Here is a 19,598-nt window from a genome sequence, read left to right as displayed (position 1 = left end):
ACCTCGCCCGGACTCTATGCCGGTTGTCTGTGCGTGGTTCTGTAGACGGCGCCCCGGCGCTCGTACTCCAGGACGCGCTCGACATCGAGTGAGACGTCGACGCCGTGGCCGCGCTGGACGAGCCAGAGGGCCAGTTCCAGGCCGCTGGTGACCCCGGCGGAGGTGACCAGGTCGTCGTCGTCGACCACGCGGGCATCGATGACCCTTCCGCCCTGCTCCGCCAGCTTGTCCCTGCTCATCCGGTGGGTCGTGCAGGGGCGTCCTCTGACCAGTCCCGCCGCTCCGAGCAGGAGGGCACCCGTACAGACCGACGCCATGACCAGACGCGAGCGGCGGGCGGCCCGCAGCGCGGCGGGGATCACACCCCGCTTGATCTCCATGGCCACGCCCGGCCGGGCGGGGTCGCGCACGTCGCCACCCGGGACGATGATCACATCCGCGTTGTCAGGCGCCCAGGGGGCGCGTACCTCGATCCTGGTGCCGCAACTGGCGACGACCGTCCTCGGCCCGTCACAGGTGACCAGCGTCGTCTCGACGGGGGCGCCGAACTTGCCCGCGATGTCGAGAACCTCGAGCGGAGCCGCGAAGTCGAGTTCCTCGACGCCGTCGAAGAGGACGATGTGCACCCGCCGGAGGGGCGAGGGCGCGGATGCGCGGGCGACGGCCGCGTCTGCGGGGAGGAGCGCTCCTGTGGTGGCCACGGCGGCGCTCTGGAGAAGGGTTCTGCGTTCCATGGGGCACGAGTCTGCAGTCGAGGGTTCGGGACGACCAGTGGCGGAATTGCCGTCGTGCGCTAGGTTCTGGCCATGCACACCGTCGCCGTGCTGACGTTCCCCGGTGTCGTGGCGTTCGACCTGAGCGTGCCCTGCCAGGTGTTCTCCACCGCGCACGCGCCCGGCGGGGCGCCGCTCTACCGGGTCAAGGTGTGCGGGCCGGATGACGTGACCGCCACGGCCGTCGGCACCGCGTGCTTCCAGCTTCGCCCCGGACACCCGCTCGGCGATGCCGCGTTCGCCGATACCGTCGTGGTGCCCGGTCTGGCCCACGACGCGCCCACAGTGGCGCCCGAGGTGCTGGAGGTCCTCCGTACGGCCGCGGAGCGCGGCGCCCGTATTCTGTCCATCTGCACCGGCGCGTTCGTGCTGGCCGCCGCCGGACTGCTTGACGGGCGCCGGGCCACCACGCACTGGCGCATGGCCGAGGAACTCGCACGCTCCTACCCGCTGGTCGAGGTGGACGCGAGGGTCCTGTACGTCGACGCCGGGCAGGTCCTCACCTCCGCCGGCGTCGCCGCCGGGCTTGACCTGTGCATGCACGTGGTGTTCACCGACCACGGGCCCGCGGTCGCGGCGGACGTCGCCCGCGGCGTCGTCATGGCCCCCAAGCGTGAGGGCGGGCAGGCCCAGTTCATCCGAAGGCCATTCCCTGTCCAGGACGACGCCGACCTGCGGCCGACCCTGCGATGGATGAGCGAGGACCTGCACCTGCCGCTGACGCTCGCCGACATCGCTCGGCACGCGAACACGAGTGTCCGCAGCGTTAACCGCCGTTTCCAGGCGCAGACCGGCACCACGCCCCTGCGGTGGCTGCTCCATGCCCGCGTGGACCGGGCGTGCGAACTGCTGGAGATCACTGACCTGCCGGTTGACCGGGTGGCCGAGCGCTGCGGATTCGGCTCGCCCGCGACCTTCCGCCGCAGGTTCGCCCAGCGCGCGGGAATCAGTCCCAGCGCCTACCGGGCCGCGTTCCGGTTCCGGGAGGGAGCGTAGGGGCGTCGGCTACGTGGGGATCAGGGAAGCGTGATCATATTCTGTTACGGAAAGGAATCATCGTCATACTGTGCGTAACATGTGATGGTGATCGAACCCCGTCCCCCTGCGGGCCGTCCCGGTCGATGGGGCCGCCACAGAGGCCGCTTTCTCTGGCTCGCCGTCGCCCTGGCCGCCTGTGCCGCAGGTGAGATGGTCGAGCCGGTGTTGCCGGCCCCGCATCTGCTGGGTCCGCTGCTGGCCGGACTGGCGGTGGCGGGGGCGGGCTTCGCCGCCGGACACCTTCCCGGGCGGGTGAACCGCACCTGCCAGGCCGTCCTCGGGGTGCTGATGGGCAGCTACCTCAATCCACACGCCCTGCACCAGGCCTCCGCGGAGATCCTCCCGCTGACCGCGGTCACCGCCGCCACCGTCGTCCTCAGCCTGGTCGCCGCCGCTGTGTTCGCGCGCGTCGGCCGGGTGGACCCCGCGAGCGCCACCCTGGGCATGATCGCCGGTGGCTCTGCCGCCGTGGTCTCCTGCGCCCAGGACCTCGACGCGGACCCGCGTCTGGTCGCCTTCCTGCAGTATCTGCGTGTGGCGCTGGTCGCAGCCACCGCGCCGATGATCGTGCACTGGTTGTTCACTTCCCCCGCCACCCCCGGGACGATCGGCCCCGCTCCGGGGGTGTGGAGCCTGGTGAGCGGCCCCGACCAGCGCGTCGGGATACCGGTGCTGGCCGTCGTCGCGCTCGTCGGGGCCCTGCTGGGGCGATGGGTCGCACTGCCCAGCCCCGCCCTGCTGGGCCCCATGTTGCTGACCGCCGTCCTCACCTCGACCGGCCTGGTCGGCGGATTCACCCCTGTCGGCCCCCTGCGAGCCCTCCTGTTCACCGTGGTCGGCCTGGACATCGGCCTGCGCTTCACCCGCTCCGCCGTCACCCGGATGCGTCGGCTCCTGCCGCTGGCGCTGGCCTGCGTCCTCACCGTCAGTGCCGCCTGCGCCGCCCTCGCCTGGCTGCTGGCCGCCACCGCCCACATTCCGTTCTCGGACGCCTATCTGGCCACGACCCCCGGTGGCATCAACGCCGTTCTGGCCACGGCCGTCGCCACCCACGCCGACGTCTCCCTGATCTCCAGCATCCAGAGTCTGCGCCTGTTCACCATGGTCGCTCTCGCCCCGCTCCTGCTGCGCGTCGGCGCCGTGCGCTCGACTCCCCGCGCCCCCGGGGCCGACCGGGCCGACCAGTAGCGCACAGCCCGCTCTCCCGTCCTCGGCCGCTCCGCGGGTTCTACCGGGGCGGCTGGTCGTACGGCGACGCCGTGCCGTCTCCATCTTCCTCCGGGGACTCCTCCAGGGACTCGGCGAGAGCCTCAGGGGGCAGGACGGAGGACGCGCCGATGATCTCGATGCCCAGCAGAGAGCCCTTGTCGTCGAGGTCGAGGATCACCTCGCCGGGCATCTCCTGGGCCTCGACCAGGACCTGGGTCCTGGCCTCGCCCGGGGCGATCTCGTTCGCCAGGTAGATGTAGGCGACGTCGTTCTCCCTGTCGTATTCGATCCGCAAGGTCAACCTCTCGCGCTCTCGCAGGGACTGTTCCTACCTGCGCCACATGGCCGAGATCACTTTCCCGAAGCTGTTCACCACGACGCGGACGCGTTGGCTCTCGTGGACCTTCGTGCCCTTGGTGTTTCCGGGTTTCCCAGGTGATCGCATGGCCTGGTCGATCATATCGTCGCTGATGCCGCGCTGGACCTGGCGGATCTCGGCATGCCCCGACCTGGTCTCGTCGCCGCTGCTCCGACGGCCGCCACCTCCGCTGCCACCTCCGCTGCCGCTGCCGCTGCCGCCGCTGCGCCGACCTCCGCCGCCCCTGCGGCCGTTGCCGCCGGCTCTGGCGTTGCTGTTGCCGCGGCCCATCAGGGCCATGCCGTCCCTGGCCGAGCGGGGGCCCGCCGCCGCCCTCGGGCCGACGGTGCGGATCGGGACGCGGCCTCCGGGACCTGCGAGCGCGAGGGACGGGCCGCCGGGGCGGCGGAGGTTGTCGAGAATGTGGCGGAACTGCTCGGTGACCCGGCGGTTGAGCGCCGGAGCCAGGACCTTGCTCGCGCCCTCGGCTCCCTCGCGCTGGATGCGGCCGATCAGAGCGCGCGTGCGGTACATCTCCGCCGAGGCCGCGGCCCCACCGAACGGGCCGCCCGCGAGGAACGCCCTGGCCGCTCGCACCGACGCGTAGACGGCGGCCGTTCCCACGGCGAGTTTCACGCCTGTGGTGAGCCAGGCGGTGTTGTCGAGGACCATCGGGGCCGACCTGGCCGCGGCGGCCGCCCGGCTCAGCTGTCCGCCGGTCTCGTTCCAGCGGCTCGCCATGGCGGTCGCGGAGTCGCCGCGGTAGCTCTGCCCTGTTCGCCGGATCGTCGCCTCCGCCTCGGCCGCGGTGGGCTCGGCGTCCGCCAGTACGGTCCGCCAGGCGTCGGCGTCCTCGCGGATCTCGTCCTCGTCGACGTTCGGCCAGGGAATGCCGAGCAGGCCCAGCATCGTGTCGACCTGCGGGGGAACCGTCACACCCATGTCAGGCCGACCTTCCGTCGTACGGGGTCCGCTCGCCGTACAGGGCGCTCGACTGCTCGACGCCGGCGGCCTCGGCCGTCTCGGTGTTGGCGAGGACGGTGTTCATGGCCTCGCCGGTGCCGTTGACCACCCCGGACAGGCCGATCATGGCTTCCAGCCCGAGCGCGCTGGCCTCGGCGTACGGTCCGAGGAGCATGGAGAGCAGGCCGTCGTCTCCCCATCACGCGCCGCCTGTTCCGCGTTCCCTGAGCCGCCGTACCGCCGCGGCGTAGTCCTCACCGTGAATCCGCATCCGGGAGGCTTCCTGCCCCATCGTCTCCCGGGCGACCTCAAGTCCAGAAGCCATGCCGAAGACACTAGCCCGAAGATCAGTCAAATAGAGGGTAAACATCACCTTAATAGCTAATATTTGGTGATCTATATCTCCTTGTCACTGTCAGTCATTTTTTGTCTACTGGACGTGTATGGTTTCTGCTCTAGAGTTGATGACTCATCAGAGCCTCACGGCTGGAGCCGACATGTCGACGCCCCCTTCGCCCGACGACGACGTCGAGCGCCTGGAGCAGGTCCTGCTCCAAGGGCGCAGGATGATGGAGCGCCTCAGGCAGGCGCGGGCCGGGATTCATGACCTGACCGGGAGGGCCGAGAGTGCCGACGGCCTGATGGAGGTTGTGGCGAACGGGCAGGGTGACATCGTGGAGATCCACTTCGATCCGCGCGTCATGCGGCTCGGCCACGTGGCCCTTGGCAGGCAGGTGACCGGGGTGCTCCAGGCGGCCCAGGACGACGCGGCACGGCAGGCCCAGGTGATTGTCGACGACGCTCTCGCCGAAACCGCGGATCTGCCGGAGCCGTTGGACGAGCGCTTCATCCGAGACCGGGTCGACCAGGTGGCCCGCAATCTGTTCTGACGGGAGGCAGGTGTGTACGGCTCTCACATCAACCCGGCCGATATCCGGGAGAAAGACCTCGTTCTGGCCGAGGAGCGGGCGGACAGGGTGCTCGCCTGGGTCGAGGAGGCGCAGGCCGATCTCGACAAGGTCGTCGGCACCGGCGAGGGAGCGTCCGGGCAGGTCACGGTGAGCGTGACGGCCGAGGGCAGGGTGCTGGACGTCGCGTTCGGGCCACGCGCCATGCGGCTCGACAGCCACACCCTGGCCGAGGAGGTGCTGGCGGCCATCGCGCGGGCCAGGACCGACGCGGCACGCCGGATCGACGAGCTGATGCGTGAGGGGCTTCCCGGGTTCGACCCGGCCGAAGCCGCCGCGCAGTTCGAAGGCCTTCTGGACACCCCCTGGCGCTGAGGCCCGGCTCGCCGATCTCCTCCTGGAGTTTCAGCAGGAACCAGGTGTCGTCACGGGTGATCCCGTGTCTGTGGGCGTAATGGATGGATGTCTCACACGGAGCGATGTAAAGGAAAGTAGACATTGCGTTGGCTTTGTTTTACATTGATGGCATGACGGCCGAAGAGAAGCGCGCATGGATCATGCTGGTGGTCACGGTCGTCTCGTACGCGACCTACCTCGTGATCATCCTTGGACGGGCAGGGGGCGCCCCTCTCACCGCGGTGCCGTACGTGTCGACGTTGCTGTGGACCGTCGGCGCCGCGATCGTCGCGACGATCGCGCTCGACATCGCGATGGCGATCGTCTCACCCCGGGACGCCGACAGGAAGGACCAGCGAGATCGGGAGATCAGCCGGTTCGGTGAGTACATCGGCCAGTCGTTCGTCATCGCGGGCGGCGTGGCGGCGCTCGGCATGTCGATGGCCGAGGTGAACCACTTCTGGATCGCCAACGTGATCTACTTGGCGTTCGTGCTGTCGTCGGTTCTCGGATCCGCCGCCAAGATCTTCGCTTACCGCAGGGGTTTTCCGTCGTGGTGAAGCCGACCAAGGTCACGAACGTGATCCGCGCTCTCCGGTTCGCGCGTGGGGAGATGACGCAGGCCGAGCTGGCTGACCGCATCGGCGTGACCCGCCAGACCGTCATCGCCATCGAGCAGGGCAAATACTCGCCGTCCCTGGAGATGGCGTTCAAGATCGCCCGGGTGCTCGGCGTCCCGCTCGACGACGTGTTCCAGTACCCCGAAACCCTCGACACCTATCCTGAATGACATTTTTCTCCTGCCGGGCCGGGTGCTCTGAAATGAAGCGTCGTATCGGTGTGGGATGCCCAGAGATGAACGCTTCGCTTTCGTATGGTGTCAATGGCATAAAGGCCGAAGAAATAGCGGCGATTCCCTGCCGAAAGGAGTAGCTTCTAGTACGCCTTGACTCCTGCCATCGGGAGCGTCAATGTCGCGACAGCGTACGGCCTACGAGCTCGTCGAGGCGGTTCTCGCCAGGCTCGGCCCCGAAGAGCTGCCCTTTCTGCCCGAGATCTGGGCACTGTACGTCAAGAACCCCGGCGACATCGAGCGTGAGGGGGAGCGACTCCTCGGCTCGGGCATCCTGGCCGATGTCGCCGCCTGGGCGCCCGTCGTCGTCAGCTTCGTCGGCGGCGCCGTGCTGGACGCCGCCAGGGAGGAGATCACCGAACACTCCCGCAGCGGTGCGCGGGGCGTCCTCGGGTGGCTGCTCCGGCGCGGGAGCAGGGAGCGGCGGCAGGCCGTCGAGCAGCCGCTGCCGCCCTTCGACGACGCGCAACGCCGCAGGATCGGCGAGTCCGTCCTCTCCCGGGCCCGCGCGCTGGGCATGCCTCAGGCGCGGGCCCAGCTGCTCGCCGACGCGGTCGTCGGCGAGTTGCAACGCGACGCCGATCCCACCGGGCCCGGGGCGTGAACCATGCGGGAGATCGACGCGTTCTCCCTGCCGCCGCCGAGCACCGAGCGCCTGCGGCTGCTGTTCCTCACGGTCGCGGCCGGGGCGTTCTTCGGCGGCTACTGGTTCCTGGTGCTCGCGCGGGACGGCTGGCGCGCGCAGAACGGCGCGTGCGGGCAGCTCGCCCAGGTCGCGGACTTCCTCGACTGCTCGACCCGGATCCTGGTGCTCCAGTCGCTGGCACCGCTGGCCGGTCCCGCGCTGGTCGCCGTGCTGGTCGTGCTGGCGTACGTGGCCGCGCCCGCGATGATCACCCGCTGGCACCGCGCGGAGCCGTACGCTCCCTGGCCTGAGGCCGTACGGGCGACCGTCGAGGAGGCTGGCCTGTCCCGGCCGCCGGTGCTGATGGTGAGCGGCCGCGGCCTGCTGCCGCGGATGTTCACCTATGGCCGGTATCCCCGCTACCGCGTCATGCTCCCCGGGTCCATCCGCCTCTACGCCGTGACGGACCCGTCCACGGTCACCGCGACGCTCGCCCACGAGCTCGGCCACCTGCGTAACCGGGACGTCGACCGCACCTACCTGGCCATGTTCGCCGCCATCTGCCTCGCGCTGGTGACGGTCGTGCCGATGGGGCTGTCGGCGGCGATGACGACCGGTGCCACCCCGGCGTTCTCCGTCACCTGGCGCAACGCCGTGCTCGCGCTGCTGGTCGCCGCTACCTTCGCCGCCGCGATCAGGGCCCGCGAGCACGACGCCGACCTGCGGGCCGGCCAGTACAGGCCGGTGGAGATGGACGCCCTGCTGTCCGGCGGACGGCAGGAGCGGCGCGGTCTGCTGCGGCTTCATCCCCGCATCGCCCGCCGTCTGGAGGTTCTGCGTTCCCCCGCCCTCCTCATGCGGCCCTCCGTCGCCGAGGCCGTCGCCTCCGGGATCGCGGCCGGAGTCATCGTCGACGAACTCGGTGTGATCCTGCAGGCGGTGCTCCCCGTGCCGTCCCTCGTCGCCTACTGGGCCGCGGGCGCCGTGGCCGCCTTCCCCGTTTCCGGCGTCGTCGGCCTGGGCCTCTGGCGGGCCGCGTCGGCCCGGACCCTCACCTGGGGGGCGACGCTCGGATCGGGAGTCGCGCTGGGGGCGGGGCTGGTGATCGGTGCGCTCCTCGCGCCCCGGTCGAGCGTGCAGTGGAACCTCTGGCTCAGCGGCGCGCCCGACTACACGGCCGTGGCCGCCCTCGACCAGATCCTCCCCGGCACCGCGATCTGGATGGTCGCGGTGCTCCTCCTGCTGACCACACTGATCACCGGCTGGCTGGCCCTGGCCGCCCGCGCCTGGATCCCCGGAGCGGGGCCCCGCGCGTGGCGGTACGCCGCGCCCTTCGCCGCCCTGTTGTTCGCCGTTGTGATGGGCACCTGGTTCGTCGCGGCCCGGCTCGCGGCGGCCGAGCGGTGGGGACCCGCCGACCTCGCGGCCCTGGTGATCACACCCCAGGTCGCGCTGTTCCTCATGCTGCTGGTGTTCCTGTCCTCGCTCGCCCTGTGGCCCCGCGTGCGTACGGCGCCGGCCGCCGCCGCCCTCCTGCCGGCGGTGCCCCTCGTGCTGGTGCTGCCGCTCGCCCCGCTGCTGGTTGCCCAGGCCCCCACCCCGGTCCCGGTCGGGCAGGCGGCGCGGTTGCCCGACTCGACCCAGGCGGGCGCGATCTGCCTGGGCCTGTACACCGTGGGCACGGCCGCGTTCGGCGCCCCCGCCGACCACCCCGCGCGAGCACGGCTCGGCGAGCTGCTGCGAGACTCCGACGATCCGCTGCTGCGCCAGGTCGGCGACATGTTCCTGCGCGGCGCCCGTGCCCGATCACAGGATCTGGCCGCGGTGGCGTGGACCGCGTTCGTCAGGCGCTGCGACCACCTCAACCGCTACCCCGGCAGGTCCGTGCCGGACCCCGTTTCCCCGTTTCCCGTCGAAGGTTGGTGACTCCGTGTCCCACACCGGAACGCTCGGCCGTATCCTCCTCATCCCCCTCGTCCTCGTGCTTCTGTCCGGCCCGGCCTACGGTGACTTCCAGCCTCAGCTCTGGCGCGGTCTCCTCGGCGTCGCCGATCTTCCGGCCGGGTACAACGCCTGGAAGCCCACCTACGAGCCCTACGACGCCAGCTCCAGCCCGGCGTGCTCGGCCGTCCTCGACGAGCTGGAGTTCAGCAAGCCTCGGTTCCGCGGGGTGGAGTACGCCACCGCCGGTTTCGCCAAGGGAAAGTTCGGCCCCTGGGTCCTGGAGACCCTGCGACGCTACCCCTCGGTCGCCACCGCCGACCTCGACCTCGACCGCGTCCTGGGCGTGCTGCGCAACTGCTCGACCTTCAGCCACGCCTACCGCGGTGAGAAAGCGGCCGTCATCACCCTGAAGGTCACCCCCGTCAAGATGTCCGGGGTCGGCGAGCGGAGCAAGGCCCTGTGGATCACCGCGAACACCAACGACTCGTGGGCCTACGGCGAGGTCCTGGTCCTGGCGAGAACCCGCGGCACCGTGATGGTCCTCAGTCAGCTCGCCTTCACACCACCCGACGCCAAGACGGCCCAGGCGGTCGTCAACCGGGCGGCGGCGAAGATGGGCACGGTCGCGGGACGCTAGCGCGCTGACCGGGAGCGTTCGCCGGGCCGAGAGGTGTTCGCCGGGCCGAGAAGTGACGTGCGGTTTGCGGCGTCAGGCCGCGCGGGGCGCCCTCTGTGCGAAGGCGCCCTGCGCGGCCGTTGACGCGTCGACGTCGCGCCGTCGGGGTCACGGGGTTGAGGTCACGAGTTCCTGATCAGTTCGGCGCGGACGATGGTGTCGTCGACCCAGAACTCCGTGTTCGCGTTGGGACTGGCCACCTGAACGGTGATCTTCTTGTCGCAGTTCGCCGTCGAGTTGTCCGCGGGGCACTTCACGATCCCGGCGCGGATCATCGAGCCGGAGTGCCAGCGCCAGATCCCGGGCTCCGCGGTGTCCCAGGCGAAGTCGCCGGTGCCGTCCTCGTTGCTGGGCTTGAGGAGCTGGCCGTCGGCGAGAACCCGGCCCCCGCACCAGCCGGTGTCGCTCGGTCCCTTGCAGCGGATCTCGGCGTTCACCCACACGGTGAGGTGCGCCGTCACGCCCTTGGGCACCTGGACGTTCACCGAACCGCAGCTGAGATCGGTCCATGCGGTGTTCGTGATCGTCTGCGGCGTTCCGTTGGTGATGACCTCGATCTGGGTGTTCCGCCCCCTGTGCCAGCTCCTGTTGCAGGTGTCGAGGTCGCGGCTTTCCGCGGTGACTCCTGAGGAGGATGGGGGGACCTCCCGCGCGGACGCGGGCGATGCGAATGCGGCCGGTGTGACGACGAACGCCAATGATGCGGTTGCAGTGGCGAAAATCGGAATAAGGGTGTTTTTCCAGGCCTGCTTGCGCATTCATTATCCTTTCTCGCGTGGGCGAGCGCCCACGCTCCCAGGGAGCCTTGTCGGACGGCGCCGGGGGAGTGATGCCTGCTCCCTTCTATCCCACGGTCAGGATCTTTCCGGGAACGGCGCGCACGGTCCTGAATGCGAGTGGCGTATCGAGGGGGCGTTTTGAACATCTGATGACACCGGTTCTTTTCGCCGGTAAGTCCTTTTGGGCTCGCCGACGGGAGGTCCGGGATTCGTACGGCTCGCCGGGCGCCCCACCGGGACGTATCCTTGCTGTCGCACACGAAATCGCGGTCCGGTTGGTAGCCCGGGCAATGGTTGTCGTATCCGCCCTCTCCAGGGATGTCCGGTGTGCCGGAAGCGGCCTCGTCAGGCCGCCTGTCGGCATACCCCTGGGAGGGCGTCATGGTTTCGCTGTCCGTTTACTTCGAGGGCCCTTTCTGGGTCGGTGTCCTGGAGATGGTCGAGGACGATGAGCTCCGCGCGACGCGGTTCGTCCTCGGTTCCGAGCCGACCGACCCGGAGCTGTACGAGTTCCTGATGCGGCACGGGAGCGCGCTCCTGACGCGGACCGCGGACGCGCGTGCCGTACCCGCGGACACGCGCGCCGCGGGGCGGGTCAACCCCAAACGCGCCGCCAAGCTCGCCGCCCGTCAGGCCGCTCGCGTCTCCACCAGGAGTACGGCCTCGCAGGAGGCCATGCGGGTCGAGCTGGAGAACCGTAAGCAGGAGGCGGCGGTCGACCACGGTGCGCGGAAGCGGGAACTCGCCGAGTACAGGCGCGAGGTCGCCAGGAGAAAGCGCATCGAGCGCCGCCGGGACAGGTGACGCCGCCGGAGCACGTGGCCGGGCCGCCGTGACGCGTTTTCGGGGAGCTCGGACACGTGGCCGGGCGGGCAAGGGCGGCGTCGGGCAACGGGACACACGGCAGAGAGGGGTCGGGCAACGGGACACACGGCAGGGAGGGAAGGTTCGGTGTTGGGCACGGGACGTGCCGCCCTGGGGCACGTGGCAGGGCGGCACGAACCCGTCACGAGGACGACGGGGGTCAGACGCCGCCGGTCACGGAGATGGCCTGGCCCGTGATTCCCGTGTTGGCCGCCGAGCCGAGATAGACGACCGCGTTGGCCACCTCGCTCGCGTCGAGCAGGCGGCGGATGGGTGCGCGGTCGCTGTAGGTGTGGCCCATCTGCCCGATCAGCGACTCGTTGCGCGCGGTCGTGGTGAGGCCGGGCAGGACCACGTTGGACAGGATGTCGCCGTCCCTGCCGAGGCTGAAGGCCGCCGACCGGTTGAACCCGTGCAGCGCGGCCTTGGCCGCCGTGTAGTACTCCGCGCCGATCATGCCGTCGTCCACGAGACCGCTGGAGATGTGCACCAGGCGCCCGAAACGGCGCTCGCGCATCACCGGGGCGACCAGCCTGCTCAGCCCGATGTAGCCCTCGATGTTGTGCCGCAGCATCTGGAGCCACTCATCGTCGGGCGCGTTCTCGAAGGAGTCGTCCGGCGTCGGCCTCCATCCCGGTACGCGCAGCGCGTTGTTGACCAGCACGTCGACCCGGCCGGTCCACCCGAGGGCGGCGGAGAGCAGGGCCTCGGCGGAGGCGGGGTCGCCCAGCTCGTAGGGGACCACCAGGGCGTGCTCGCCGATCTCCTTCGCCAGCGTCTCGGCGTCGTCGCGTGAGTTCCAGTAGGTGAGCACCACGTCGGCGCCCTCCGCCGCGTAACCACGGGCGATCTCCCTGCCGATGCCTCCGGATGCCCCGGTCACGATCACAGTGCGGCCGTTCAGTCCCAGATCCATGGAAACTCCTTAACCGATTAACTAAATGGGCAAGACCGAATCTGTGTTTCCGATCACTTCAGCCGGAGGAGGGCGTTGCGTTGTGCCTGGGTCAGCTCGGACAGGAAGGCCGTCTCCGCGGTCCGCCACAGCTCGGTGACGGGCCCCTCCAGTGCCCTGCCCGCGTCGGTCAGGCAGACCCGCTGGATGCGGCCGTCGGTGTCGTCGCGCCGCCGTACGACCAGGCCCTGCCCTTCCATCCGGCGGATCACCTGTGTGACGTTGGCGGGGGTGACTCCCGTGCGGGCGGCGAGAACGCCCTGGCACAGGCCGTCCTCGCGCCAGAGCTGGGCCAGGTAGACCTCCTGGCCCAGGTGCAGGCCGAGCGTCTCAAGACCCGTGGCGATCTGGCGCTTGTGCGGGCCCAGCCGAGCCAGAAGCGCGTACATCACGCCGTCCAGCAGGCTGTAGCCGTCCTCCATCTCTCGGAAGTTAGTTAATCCATTAACTGATGTCAACCGCTCTTCCGCTCCTCGTCCGTCGCCGGAGGGGTTGTAGAGGATGCGCCACGTATGTAATTTTACATTTCATACAACGAGGCCGACGGCGCTCAGGCGGAGACGAAGGCCTCCTCGCGGGCCCCGCCACCTCGTGGTCGCGCGCCGCAACTCCTCGACTCCGCGGGCTCTCCCCTCCTGCCGGGGAGGGCCCGCGGACCCGTGCACGGATGATCGCTTACCGGAGGCCGTTCACAGGCAGCCGTTCACCGGCTTGTTCACCGGCAGACGTTCACCGGCAGACGTTCGCCGGCGGACGTTCACCGGTAGACGCGAGGGTCGGCCAGCAGCGGGCGCGACAGCCGTACGGTGATGAACTCATCGTTGTCGGGCTTGTCCGGCGTACGGCCTGCGGAGAACGGGAAGTTGTTGTCGTTCAGTACGCCCAGGGTCCAGTCGTCGAGGATCACGACGTCCTCGATGGTCTGGAACGGGAAGCGGAAGGTCTCCCCGAACCCGCCGAGGTTGCGGGGGTTGGCGAGGTCGAGCAGGTCGGCGACCTGGGTCTTGCGCAGGTTCTGGTCGCGGGTGTCCACCAGGTAGATGCGCTTGGTCTTGGCCGCGTCGCCCTGGAGGCCGTCGCGTTCGATCACCAGGAAACGATGCCGGTCGACCGCGATCATGTCGCCGATCGCGTTGCTCGGGCTGTCCAGCTGGTAGGTCCACCGCTTGCCGGTGTAGGCCCGCTTACGCAGGTCGAACTCGTTGATCCGCAACGTTCCCGCGGGGTCGCCCGCCACGGTCCCCTCAAGCAGCGGGTAGAGGGTGCGGCCGTCGACCGAGCGCGCCGTCCCCTCGAAGCCCTTGCTCGAGGCGAGGTTCGGCTGCTCGCCGTTCAGGAACGGGTTCTCCGGCGCCTTCACACCGGGCAGCGAGATCGGCGCCTCGAGCAGCTTGCCCGTCGGCGAGAAGTGCAGCAGGAACGGGCCGAACTCGTCACCGATCCAGTAGGTCCCGTCGACGGTCCGCACGATCGACTCCACGTCGAAGTCGGCGCCGGTCAGCGTCCGGTCGGGGCGGGTCAGCGGCCAGGTCACGTGGCCGTCGGGGTCGCTCAGGTTGAACCCGCCCAGCACCTCGACCTTGCCCTGCCGGAAGTTCGGCTTGACCCGGTGGACCCGCAGCAGGAAGTCGGCGCTGTTGGCCTTGGTGCCGTAGCCGTTGTCGGACAGCACGTCGAAGGTGCCGTCGTAGCGCCGTACGACACCGCTGAAGCCCTGCACCGGCTGCGCGGCGAACGGCGGCGTCACGCCGTTGATCGGAGCCGTGCCGAGCTGGGCGCCCGACGGCTCACTGCCGGGTACGAACGTCTGGGCGGGCAGGGAGGCCAGCCCGGTCAGGGTCGCCCGTCCGAAGCCGGGGTGCCAGGGGTCGGCCATCGCGGGCGCGGACATCGCCAGCGCCAGTACGGCCACGCCAAACGTGATCGCCATGCGTCGTCTCATGGCGGGCAGGTTAGGCAATCCATGTGAACGGCCGATGTTGCGCCGCGGGCCGTACAGCGAAGAACCTCGCGCCCGAGGACGGTCTTGTTGGAGGGAGATGCAACAGAACGGCACCCCCATGCGTCCCTGGAGGCGTGGAGTTCACCGATTTCGTCGCCGCGAGGGGGAGTGCTCTGTACCGGTACGGATACGTCCTCACCGGCAACGCCGAGGACGCGGCCGATCTGACCCAGGAGGCGCTGGCGCGTCTGGGGGATGCGTGGTCCAGGATCAGGAAAAAGGATGATCCAGAGGGGTATGTCCGCACGACCATGGCTCGGCTGCACATCAGCCTCTGGCGCAGGTTACGCAAGGAACGCCTGGTCGCGGCGGTCCCTGAGGCCGCCTACACCGACGACTACCCCGGTGAGACCGGTCTGTGGAACGAGCTGAAAGGCCTGCCGCCGAAACAACGGGCGGTGCTGGTCCTGCGGTACTACGAGGATCTTCCGGATGACGAGATCGCCGGGTTGCTCGGCATCTCACGTGGCACGGTGCGCAGTCAGGCCGCCCGTGCGCTGGACAAACTCAGGGTCCGGGTGGCCCCTGCCGAAACGGAGGCGGTGAGATGAACGACAGGAGTGAGGCGGAGCTGATCCGCCTGCTGGCCGACGCCGCGGACGCCGCGCCCGAACCGAAAGGAGACCTGGCCGGGACGGTCCAGCTGAGGCGGTCGAGGCGGCGCACGCGAAGGCGGCTGCAGTCGGCGCTGGCCGTCGCGGGAGTGGTCACGGTCGTGGCGGGGGGCACGGCCGTCGGCAGGGGAGTCTCTTCCGGCGAGGGCGGAGACGGGCATGTCCTCACGACGGAGGTCACGCCGACGGCCGTGCCGTCTCCGGAGGAAAGCTCCGGGGACGGCACGAGTTCCGAGAGCCCCACCGTACGGCCCGCCGCGGAGGTCTGGCCCGCCACGGTGTCCTGGATTCCCGCGAAGGCGGCGGACGGCTCGAAGTACCGGCCCATCACGGGGTTGAGCGCCACGGAACTGCTGCTGTCCGCCGAGTCCTCGTTCGAGAAGGTGGGCAGGCTGGAGGTCTACGACACGATGACCGGCCGGAGCACCGTGCTCACCCAGATGCCTACCCCGAAGGAGGGGAAGGACTACTACACGCAGGACGTCGAGGCGGGGACCGACTACATCGCGTGGTGGGGCGAGACTCCCAACACACCCGACAAATGGGCCGACTTCTGGGTGGTGCCCAGGGCAGGCGGCACGGCCAAGCGCGTCGGCGAGGTCACAGGGGCCCTCGCCGAGGTGACCCGGATCGGCGTCACGGCGGACTCCCTCGTGTGGTCGGTGAAGGCCGGAGGGGTGTACCGCATGCCGCTGAGCGGCGGCGCCCCCGGGCGGATCGCGGGAACGGACGGGCTCCACCTGCTGTCGTGGCCGTGGGCGGCCGACGTCGACGGGAAGCAGGACACCGGGGCGGGGAACCAGACCAAGCTGGTCAACCTGGAGACGGGGACGACCACCGAGGTGAACGTCCCGAAGGGGGTGGACGGTCTCCGCTGTGGTCCGGTCTGGTGTTTCGGGGCGAAGGGGGACGCGGCCCTGGTGCAGCGGGTGGACGGCTCGGATCGCAGAACCGTGCCCGGCCTGGGGCGCGCGGGCGGATCGTCATCCCTCCTCACCGGCAGGACGGGAGGGTTCGTCGGTTTCTTCGGATATTCGCAGCGAGGAGGGACCGCGTCCGGGTACGTGCCGTCGGAAGTGGTGTACGACCCCATCAGCGGAATGGCAGGCGGGATCGGCGACCGCACCAACGGGGGAGGGTACGGAGTCGGCGTTTCCTCCTCACCCACCTCGATCGTCTACTGGGACGCGGACGAGAGGCAGGTGGAGGAGTGCGGGGAGGTCGACGCGGCCTCGGTCCCCCTCACACGCCCGTCGGGAGCCCCCGCCCCCACCGGAAAGATCAGGACATGCGCGCAGGTTCAGAAGGGCGGCGGCAAGGAATTCACGGTCGTGAACCTCCTCGCCCTCCCCTACATGAACTAAAAGCACGCGGTCTTACATGAACTAAAAGCACGCGATCTCCGAGGAGGAGCGGGCCCGGGTGCCCCGGCTATGTCTCCGACGAGAGCTCCCGGGCCAGGATCGCCGCCTGGACGCGGCTGCGGAGACCCAGCTTGTTCAGCAGCCTGCTGACGTGGGTCTTCGTGGTCGCCTCCGCCATGTCCAGCTCGGCGGCGATCTCCGCGTTCGACAGGCCTCGCCCGATGCACGTCAGCACCTCGCGCTCGCGCGGTGTCAGCCCGCTCACCTCGGGCGCTGAACCACCCCCCTCGTACGGCCCGCGTCCGGGGACGGCCGTGCCGAAAGCCGAGATCAGCCGCCGGGTCACCGACGGGGAGATCAGACCGTCCCCCCTGGCCACCACCCGCACCGCCTCGACCAGCCCGTCGGCGTCGGTGTTCTTGAGCAGGAACCCGGCCGCCCCGGCCCGCAGCGCGCCGAAGACGTACTCGTCGATGTCGAAGGTGGTCAGAATCAACACGTCCGTGATCCCGCTCAACTCACGCGTCGCGGAGATTCCATCCAGCTTCGGCATCCGGATGTCCATCAGCACCACGTCAGGCCGTAGCGCGCGAGCCATCGCCACGGCCTGCTCACCGTCCGCGGCCTGCCCGACGACCTCGATGTCCGCATGACCGTCGAGGATGAGAACGATCCCGGTACGGACGGCCGCGTGGTCGTCGGCGACGAGAACTTTGATCGTCATGCGGTTGTCCTGTCGGGTGGTGCGGCGGGTGTCACGAGGTCTTCCTGTCGGGTGGTGCGGCGGGTGTCATGCGGTTGTCCTGCTGGGTGGTGCGGCGGGTGTCACAAGGTCTTCCTGCCGGGGGCGCGGGCGTCACAAGATCTCCCCGGTGGGTAGTTCGGCCTGGACACGCCACCCACCCTCGTACGGCCCGGCCTCGAAGGAGCCGCCGACCAGGGCGGCACGCTCCCGCATCCCGACGATCCCGGCCCCGGCGCTGGGAAGCGTTCTTCCCGGGTCCCGAGACCCCCATCCGACACCGTCGGAGAGTCTTCGTCCCGTTTCGTGAGGTCCATGGCGACCTCTGGAAAGCTTCCTTTCCTCCTCGGCGGAACTCCTGCCCACACCGTGAGGTCTCTGTCCCACCTCGGGGAGTCCCCGCGCCGCCTGCGACGCCTCGGAGAATCTCCGCCTCGCCTCGAAGATGCCCCGCCTCGGGCCGGAGAGCTCCGGACTCACAGGAGGACGCCCCAGCTCGGCGCCGGCGATCTCCCGTCCGGCACCGGAGAGTTCGAGGTCGGCGTGGGAAAGCTCTCGCTCCGCGCCGGACGCCGTTTCCTGCGCTTCTGAAAGCTGTCGTCTCGCGTCGCCCACCGGATTGTCCGCGATGAGCGTGACCACGCCCGGGCGGTACCCGATCACCAGGTCGACGGCCTCTCCGCCGTGCTTGAGCGCGTTCGTCAGCGACTCCTGGATGATCCGGTACCCCGCGAGGTCAACCGCCGCGGGCAGCTCCCTGGCCTCGCCCTCGACGCGCAGCCGTACCTCCAGGCCGGCCTCCCGCGCCCGCGCCGCGAGCTGGTCCGCCTCGGCCACCCGGCGCCGGGTCGCCTCGACCTCCTCCCCGTCCTGGCGGAGCAGCCCGATCATGGCGCGCATCTCGGCCATGCCCTGGACGCTGTTCTCCCGGATCGACTCGAGGACGCCCCGTACGGTCTCCGCGTCGAGGTCCCTGCGGGAGAGCACCGCCGTGGACTGGATGGCGATCGCGCTGAAGTGGTTGGCGATCATGTCGTGCAGTTCACGCGCCATCCTGGTCCGCTCCGCGTTCACCGCCGCCCGCCGGTCCAGCTCGGCCAGCCGCGCGACCTGCTCGGCCCTGGCCCGCTCGGACTCGGCCTGGGTCCTGAACTGCCTGACGATCAGCGCGGTGCTGACCGGGGTGACCCCGACCAGGCCGAACTGTGCGACGGCCACCGTGAGAGAGGCCAGGTCCTGGAAGATGAACCCGATCACGGCGCCGCCGACGACGGACAGGACCGAGGAGACGCCGAGCAGCCATCTGCCCAGCCTGGCCGGGCCGTACAGGGTGGCCGAGTAGAGGTTGTCGGTGAAGATGACGACCGTGGCCAGGGAGTATCCGACCAGGAGGTCAGCCGTGATCGCGACGAGGCCCAGGGCGAGGGCGCCGACCGGGGAGCGCCGCCGTACCGCGACACCGAGACAGGTGATCAGCAGCGGTACGGTGAGCACGTAGGCGGGCACGGTCTCGGGGAAATCGGGGGCGATGAGGAACAGATAGCCCGGCGTCGGCCGGTGGCTGTAGGCACCCGCGGCGAGCATGGCGAGGCCACCCACGAAGCACGCCAGTGCCCACAGCGCGTCCTTTCTCATGCGCTTCATCTCATCATCTCGTGCCGGGTGGCTGATCCGACGGCAGGCGGGTCCGCCGTACACATAAGGATGTACACCGGTTCATCAGCGTCGGCGATGTCCCGCCAGGGATCCCCATCGATCCTTGAACCATGGTTCTGGCGATAATCATCGGCTGCGAGATCGGCTTCTGGGTCCTCCTCGGGCTGGGACTCGCCTCGCGTTACCTGTGGGGCCTGCGGCGTCTCAGCACGATCCTGCTGCTTTTGGTGCCACTGCTCGACGTGATCCTGCTGGTCGCCGCCATCTTCGACATGCGCGCGGGCGCGGAGGGAGATTGGCGTCACGGCCTGGCCGCGGCATACCTCGCCTACTCGATCGTCTTCGGCCACCGGACCCTCAAATGGGCCGACGAGAAGTTCGCCCACCGCTTCGCCGGAGGCCCCGAACCCTGGAAACCCCCGGCGGGCGGCATGGCCAGGGCCCGTTACGAATGGGTCATGTGGCTGAGGATCGTCCTCGCGTACGGCATCGCCTGCGCCCTGCTGTTCGGCCTGATGTGGATGGTCGACGATCCCTCCCGGACGACCGGCCTGACCGACTTCATGCTCAGCCTCGTGCGGATCCCGGTGATCGCCGTGCTCTGGCCGGTGAGCTACACACTGTTCCCCAAGAAAGTCGGCCAAACCACCGGCGACTCCGGCGCGTGACCTTTAGGGAAACCCAGAAGACGACGGCGTCTCCGGCACGCGGATCTCCTCGGGGTTCCCAGGGGCGTCCGAAGCCTGAATATCGACGGCGGGTGAAAACCGACCCTGTGGCGACGCTAGTGCTGTGACCGGAAACGATCACCGGGTTGGGTGAGCGTCTCAAGCTGCCGGTGCGAGTGGACGGCCGCCCCAGCGGATGCCTTTCTCGCTT

The 19,598-nt window shown here is 69.6% G+C and carries 24 protein-coding genes; 13 read left to right on the top strand and 11 right to left on the bottom strand.

Features of this window, described 5'->3' with window-relative positions; all coding sequences use genetic code 11:
* Positions 1-14: 14 nt before the first annotated feature.
* Positions 15-734, bottom strand: coding sequence for a DJ-1/PfpI family protein (locus AB0395_RS42135; protein WP_366292019.1), 720 nt, complete (start codon positions 732-734; stop codon positions 15-17).
* A gap of 72 nt (positions 735-806) precedes the next feature.
* Between AB0395_RS42135 and AB0395_RS42130 the strand changes: the two genes are divergently transcribed.
* Together AB0395_RS42130 and AB0395_RS42125 are read left to right on the top strand one after the other, a co-directional pair.
* Complete coding sequence (locus AB0395_RS42130; RefSeq protein WP_366292017.1) at positions 807-1,769, top strand: helix-turn-helix domain-containing protein; 963 nt, start codon at positions 807-809, stop codon at positions 1,767-1,769.
* An 87-nt stretch (positions 1,770-1,856) separates the two neighbouring features.
* Positions 1,857-2,999: an AbrB family transcriptional regulator gene (locus AB0395_RS42125; RefSeq protein ID WP_366292015.1), complete on the top strand. Its 1,143-nt coding sequence runs from the start codon at positions 1,857-1,859 to the stop codon at positions 2,997-2,999.
* A gap of 40 nt (positions 3,000-3,039) precedes the next feature.
* Here the strand turns inward: AB0395_RS42125 and AB0395_RS42120 are convergent, their stop codons facing one another.
* Genes AB0395_RS42120 through AB0395_RS42105 form a run of 4 tightly spaced genes read right to left on the bottom strand, consistent with a single transcriptional unit; the run spans position 3,040 to position 4,666 of the window.
* Positions 3,040-3,315, bottom strand: coding sequence for a DUF2283 domain-containing protein (locus tag AB0395_RS42120; protein WP_366292013.1), 276 nt, complete (start codon positions 3,313-3,315; stop codon positions 3,040-3,042).
* Between the two features lie 33 nt (positions 3,316-3,348).
* A complete protein-coding gene (locus AB0395_RS42115; protein ID WP_366292011.1) occupies positions 3,349-4,320 on the bottom strand; it encodes a hypothetical protein in 972 nt (323 codons plus the stop codon).
* 1 nt (position 4,321) lies between these two features.
* Positions 4,322-4,516 (bottom strand): hypothetical protein, encoded by a 195-nt coding sequence (locus tag AB0395_RS42110; RefSeq protein ID WP_366292009.1) that lies wholly within the window; start codon positions 4,514-4,516, stop codon positions 4,322-4,324.
* Positions 4,517-4,540: 24 nt separating this feature from the next.
* Complete coding sequence (locus tag AB0395_RS42105; RefSeq protein WP_366292007.1) at positions 4,541-4,666, bottom strand: hypothetical protein; 126 nt, start codon at positions 4,664-4,666, stop codon at positions 4,541-4,543.
* Between the two features lie 172 nt (positions 4,667-4,838).
* On the opposite strand from AB0395_RS42105, the gene AB0395_RS42100 reads away from it, so the two are divergent.
* The 7 genes from AB0395_RS42100 (at position 4,839) to AB0395_RS42070 (ending at position 9,704) form a co-directional block, all read left to right on the top strand.
* Entirely contained in the window at positions 4,839-5,231 is a 393-nt protein-coding gene (locus tag AB0395_RS42100; RefSeq protein ID WP_366292005.1) for a YbaB/EbfC family nucleoid-associated protein, read from the top strand.
* A gap of 12 nt (positions 5,232-5,243) precedes the next feature.
* Positions 5,244-5,624: a YbaB/EbfC family nucleoid-associated protein gene (locus AB0395_RS42095; protein WP_366292003.1), complete on the top strand. Its 381-nt coding sequence runs from the start codon at positions 5,244-5,246 to the stop codon at positions 5,622-5,624.
* A 152-nt stretch (positions 5,625-5,776) separates the two neighbouring features.
* Positions 5,777-6,205 carry a hypothetical protein gene (locus AB0395_RS42090; protein WP_366292001.1) on the top strand — a complete coding sequence of 143 codons (429 nt, stop codon included), beginning with the start codon at positions 5,777-5,779 and terminating at the stop codon, positions 6,203-6,205.
* Positions 6,199-6,435 (top strand): helix-turn-helix transcriptional regulator, encoded by a 237-nt coding sequence (locus AB0395_RS42085; protein ID WP_366291999.1) that lies wholly within the window; start codon positions 6,199-6,201, stop codon positions 6,433-6,435. Before AB0395_RS42090 ends, AB0395_RS42085 begins: the two co-directional genes overlap by 7 nt.
* 181 nt (positions 6,436-6,616) lie before the next feature.
* On the top strand, positions 6,617-7,102 hold the full coding sequence (locus AB0395_RS42080) for a hypothetical protein (RefSeq protein WP_366291996.1): 486 nt from the start codon (positions 6,617-6,619) through the stop codon (positions 7,100-7,102).
* 3 nt (positions 7,103-7,105) lie between these two features.
* Positions 7,106-9,049, top strand: a complete 1,944-nt coding sequence (locus AB0395_RS42075; RefSeq protein ID WP_366291993.1) for a M48 family metalloprotease — start codon at positions 7,106-7,108, stop codon at positions 9,047-9,049.
* A 4-nt stretch (positions 9,050-9,053) separates the two neighbouring features.
* A complete protein-coding gene (locus AB0395_RS42070; protein WP_366291991.1) occupies positions 9,054-9,704 on the top strand; it encodes a hypothetical protein in 651 nt (216 codons plus the stop codon).
* 161 nt (positions 9,705-9,865) lie between these two features.
* Here AB0395_RS42070 and AB0395_RS42065 read toward each other — a convergent pair whose 3' ends face one another.
* On the bottom strand, positions 9,866-10,501 hold the full coding sequence (locus AB0395_RS42065) for a hypothetical protein (protein ID WP_366291988.1): 636 nt from the start codon (positions 10,499-10,501) through the stop codon (positions 9,866-9,868).
* A 402-nt stretch (positions 10,502-10,903) separates the two neighbouring features.
* On the opposite strand from AB0395_RS42065, the gene AB0395_RS42060 reads away from it, so the two are divergent.
* Entirely contained in the window at positions 10,904-11,326 is a 423-nt protein-coding gene (locus AB0395_RS42060) for a YjdF family protein (RefSeq protein ID WP_366291986.1), read from the top strand.
* Between the two features lie 220 nt (positions 11,327-11,546).
* On the opposite strand, the gene AB0395_RS42055 is transcribed toward AB0395_RS42060, so the two are convergent.
* The 3 genes from AB0395_RS42055 to AB0395_RS42045 all read right to left on the bottom strand — a co-directional run bounded on the left by AB0395_RS42055 (position 11,547) and on the right by AB0395_RS42045 (position 14,283).
* On the bottom strand, positions 11,547-12,302 hold the full coding sequence (locus tag AB0395_RS42055) for an SDR family oxidoreductase (RefSeq protein WP_366291984.1): 756 nt from the start codon (positions 12,300-12,302) through the stop codon (positions 11,547-11,549).
* Positions 12,303-12,355: 53 nt separating this feature from the next.
* Complete coding sequence (locus AB0395_RS42050; RefSeq protein WP_366291982.1) at positions 12,356-12,763, bottom strand: MarR family transcriptional regulator; 408 nt, start codon at positions 12,761-12,763, stop codon at positions 12,356-12,358.
* A 335-nt stretch (positions 12,764-13,098) separates the two neighbouring features.
* The gene (locus AB0395_RS42045; RefSeq protein ID WP_366291979.1) at positions 13,099-14,283 is read right to left on the bottom strand and encodes an esterase-like activity of phytase family protein; all 1,185 of its coding nucleotides are present in this window, start codon (positions 14,281-14,283) and stop codon (positions 13,099-13,101) included.
* A gap of 134 nt (positions 14,284-14,417) precedes the next feature.
* On the opposite strand from AB0395_RS42045, the gene AB0395_RS42040 reads away from it, so the two are divergent.
* A complete protein-coding gene (locus AB0395_RS42040) occupies positions 14,418-14,894 on the top strand; it encodes a SigE family RNA polymerase sigma factor (protein ID WP_366291976.1) in 477 nt (158 codons plus the stop codon).
* The gene (locus tag AB0395_RS42035; RefSeq protein ID WP_366291972.1) at positions 14,891-16,321 is read left to right on the top strand and encodes a hypothetical protein; all 1,431 of its coding nucleotides are present in this window, start codon (positions 14,891-14,893) and stop codon (positions 16,319-16,321) included. Before AB0395_RS42040 ends, AB0395_RS42035 begins: the two co-directional genes overlap by 4 nt.
* Positions 16,322-16,388: 67 nt before the next feature.
* Here the strand turns inward: AB0395_RS42035 and AB0395_RS42030 are convergent, their stop codons facing one another.
* Together AB0395_RS42030 and AB0395_RS42025 are read right to left on the bottom strand one after the other, a co-directional pair.
* A complete protein-coding gene (locus AB0395_RS42030) occupies positions 16,389-17,045 on the bottom strand; it encodes a response regulator transcription factor (RefSeq protein WP_366291969.1) in 657 nt (218 codons plus the stop codon).
* 132 nt (positions 17,046-17,177) lie between these two features.
* Positions 17,178-18,707, bottom strand: a complete 1,530-nt coding sequence (locus AB0395_RS42025) for a histidine kinase (protein ID WP_366291966.1) — start codon at positions 18,705-18,707, stop codon at positions 17,178-17,180.
* Between the two features lie 122 nt (positions 18,708-18,829).
* Between AB0395_RS42025 and AB0395_RS42020 the strand changes: the two genes are divergently transcribed.
* Entirely contained in the window at positions 18,830-19,387 is a 558-nt protein-coding gene (locus tag AB0395_RS42020; RefSeq protein ID WP_366291964.1) for a hypothetical protein, read from the top strand.
* Positions 19,388-19,598 lie beyond the last annotated feature (211 nt).

The organism is Streptosporangium sp. NPDC051023 (genome assembly GCF_040689595.1).
Lineage (GTDB): Bacteria > Actinomycetota > Actinomycetes > Streptosporangiales > Streptosporangiaceae > Streptosporangium.
The sequence above is the reverse complement of the archived record's forward strand: the minus strand, read 5'-3'. Positions and strand labels throughout refer to the sequence as shown.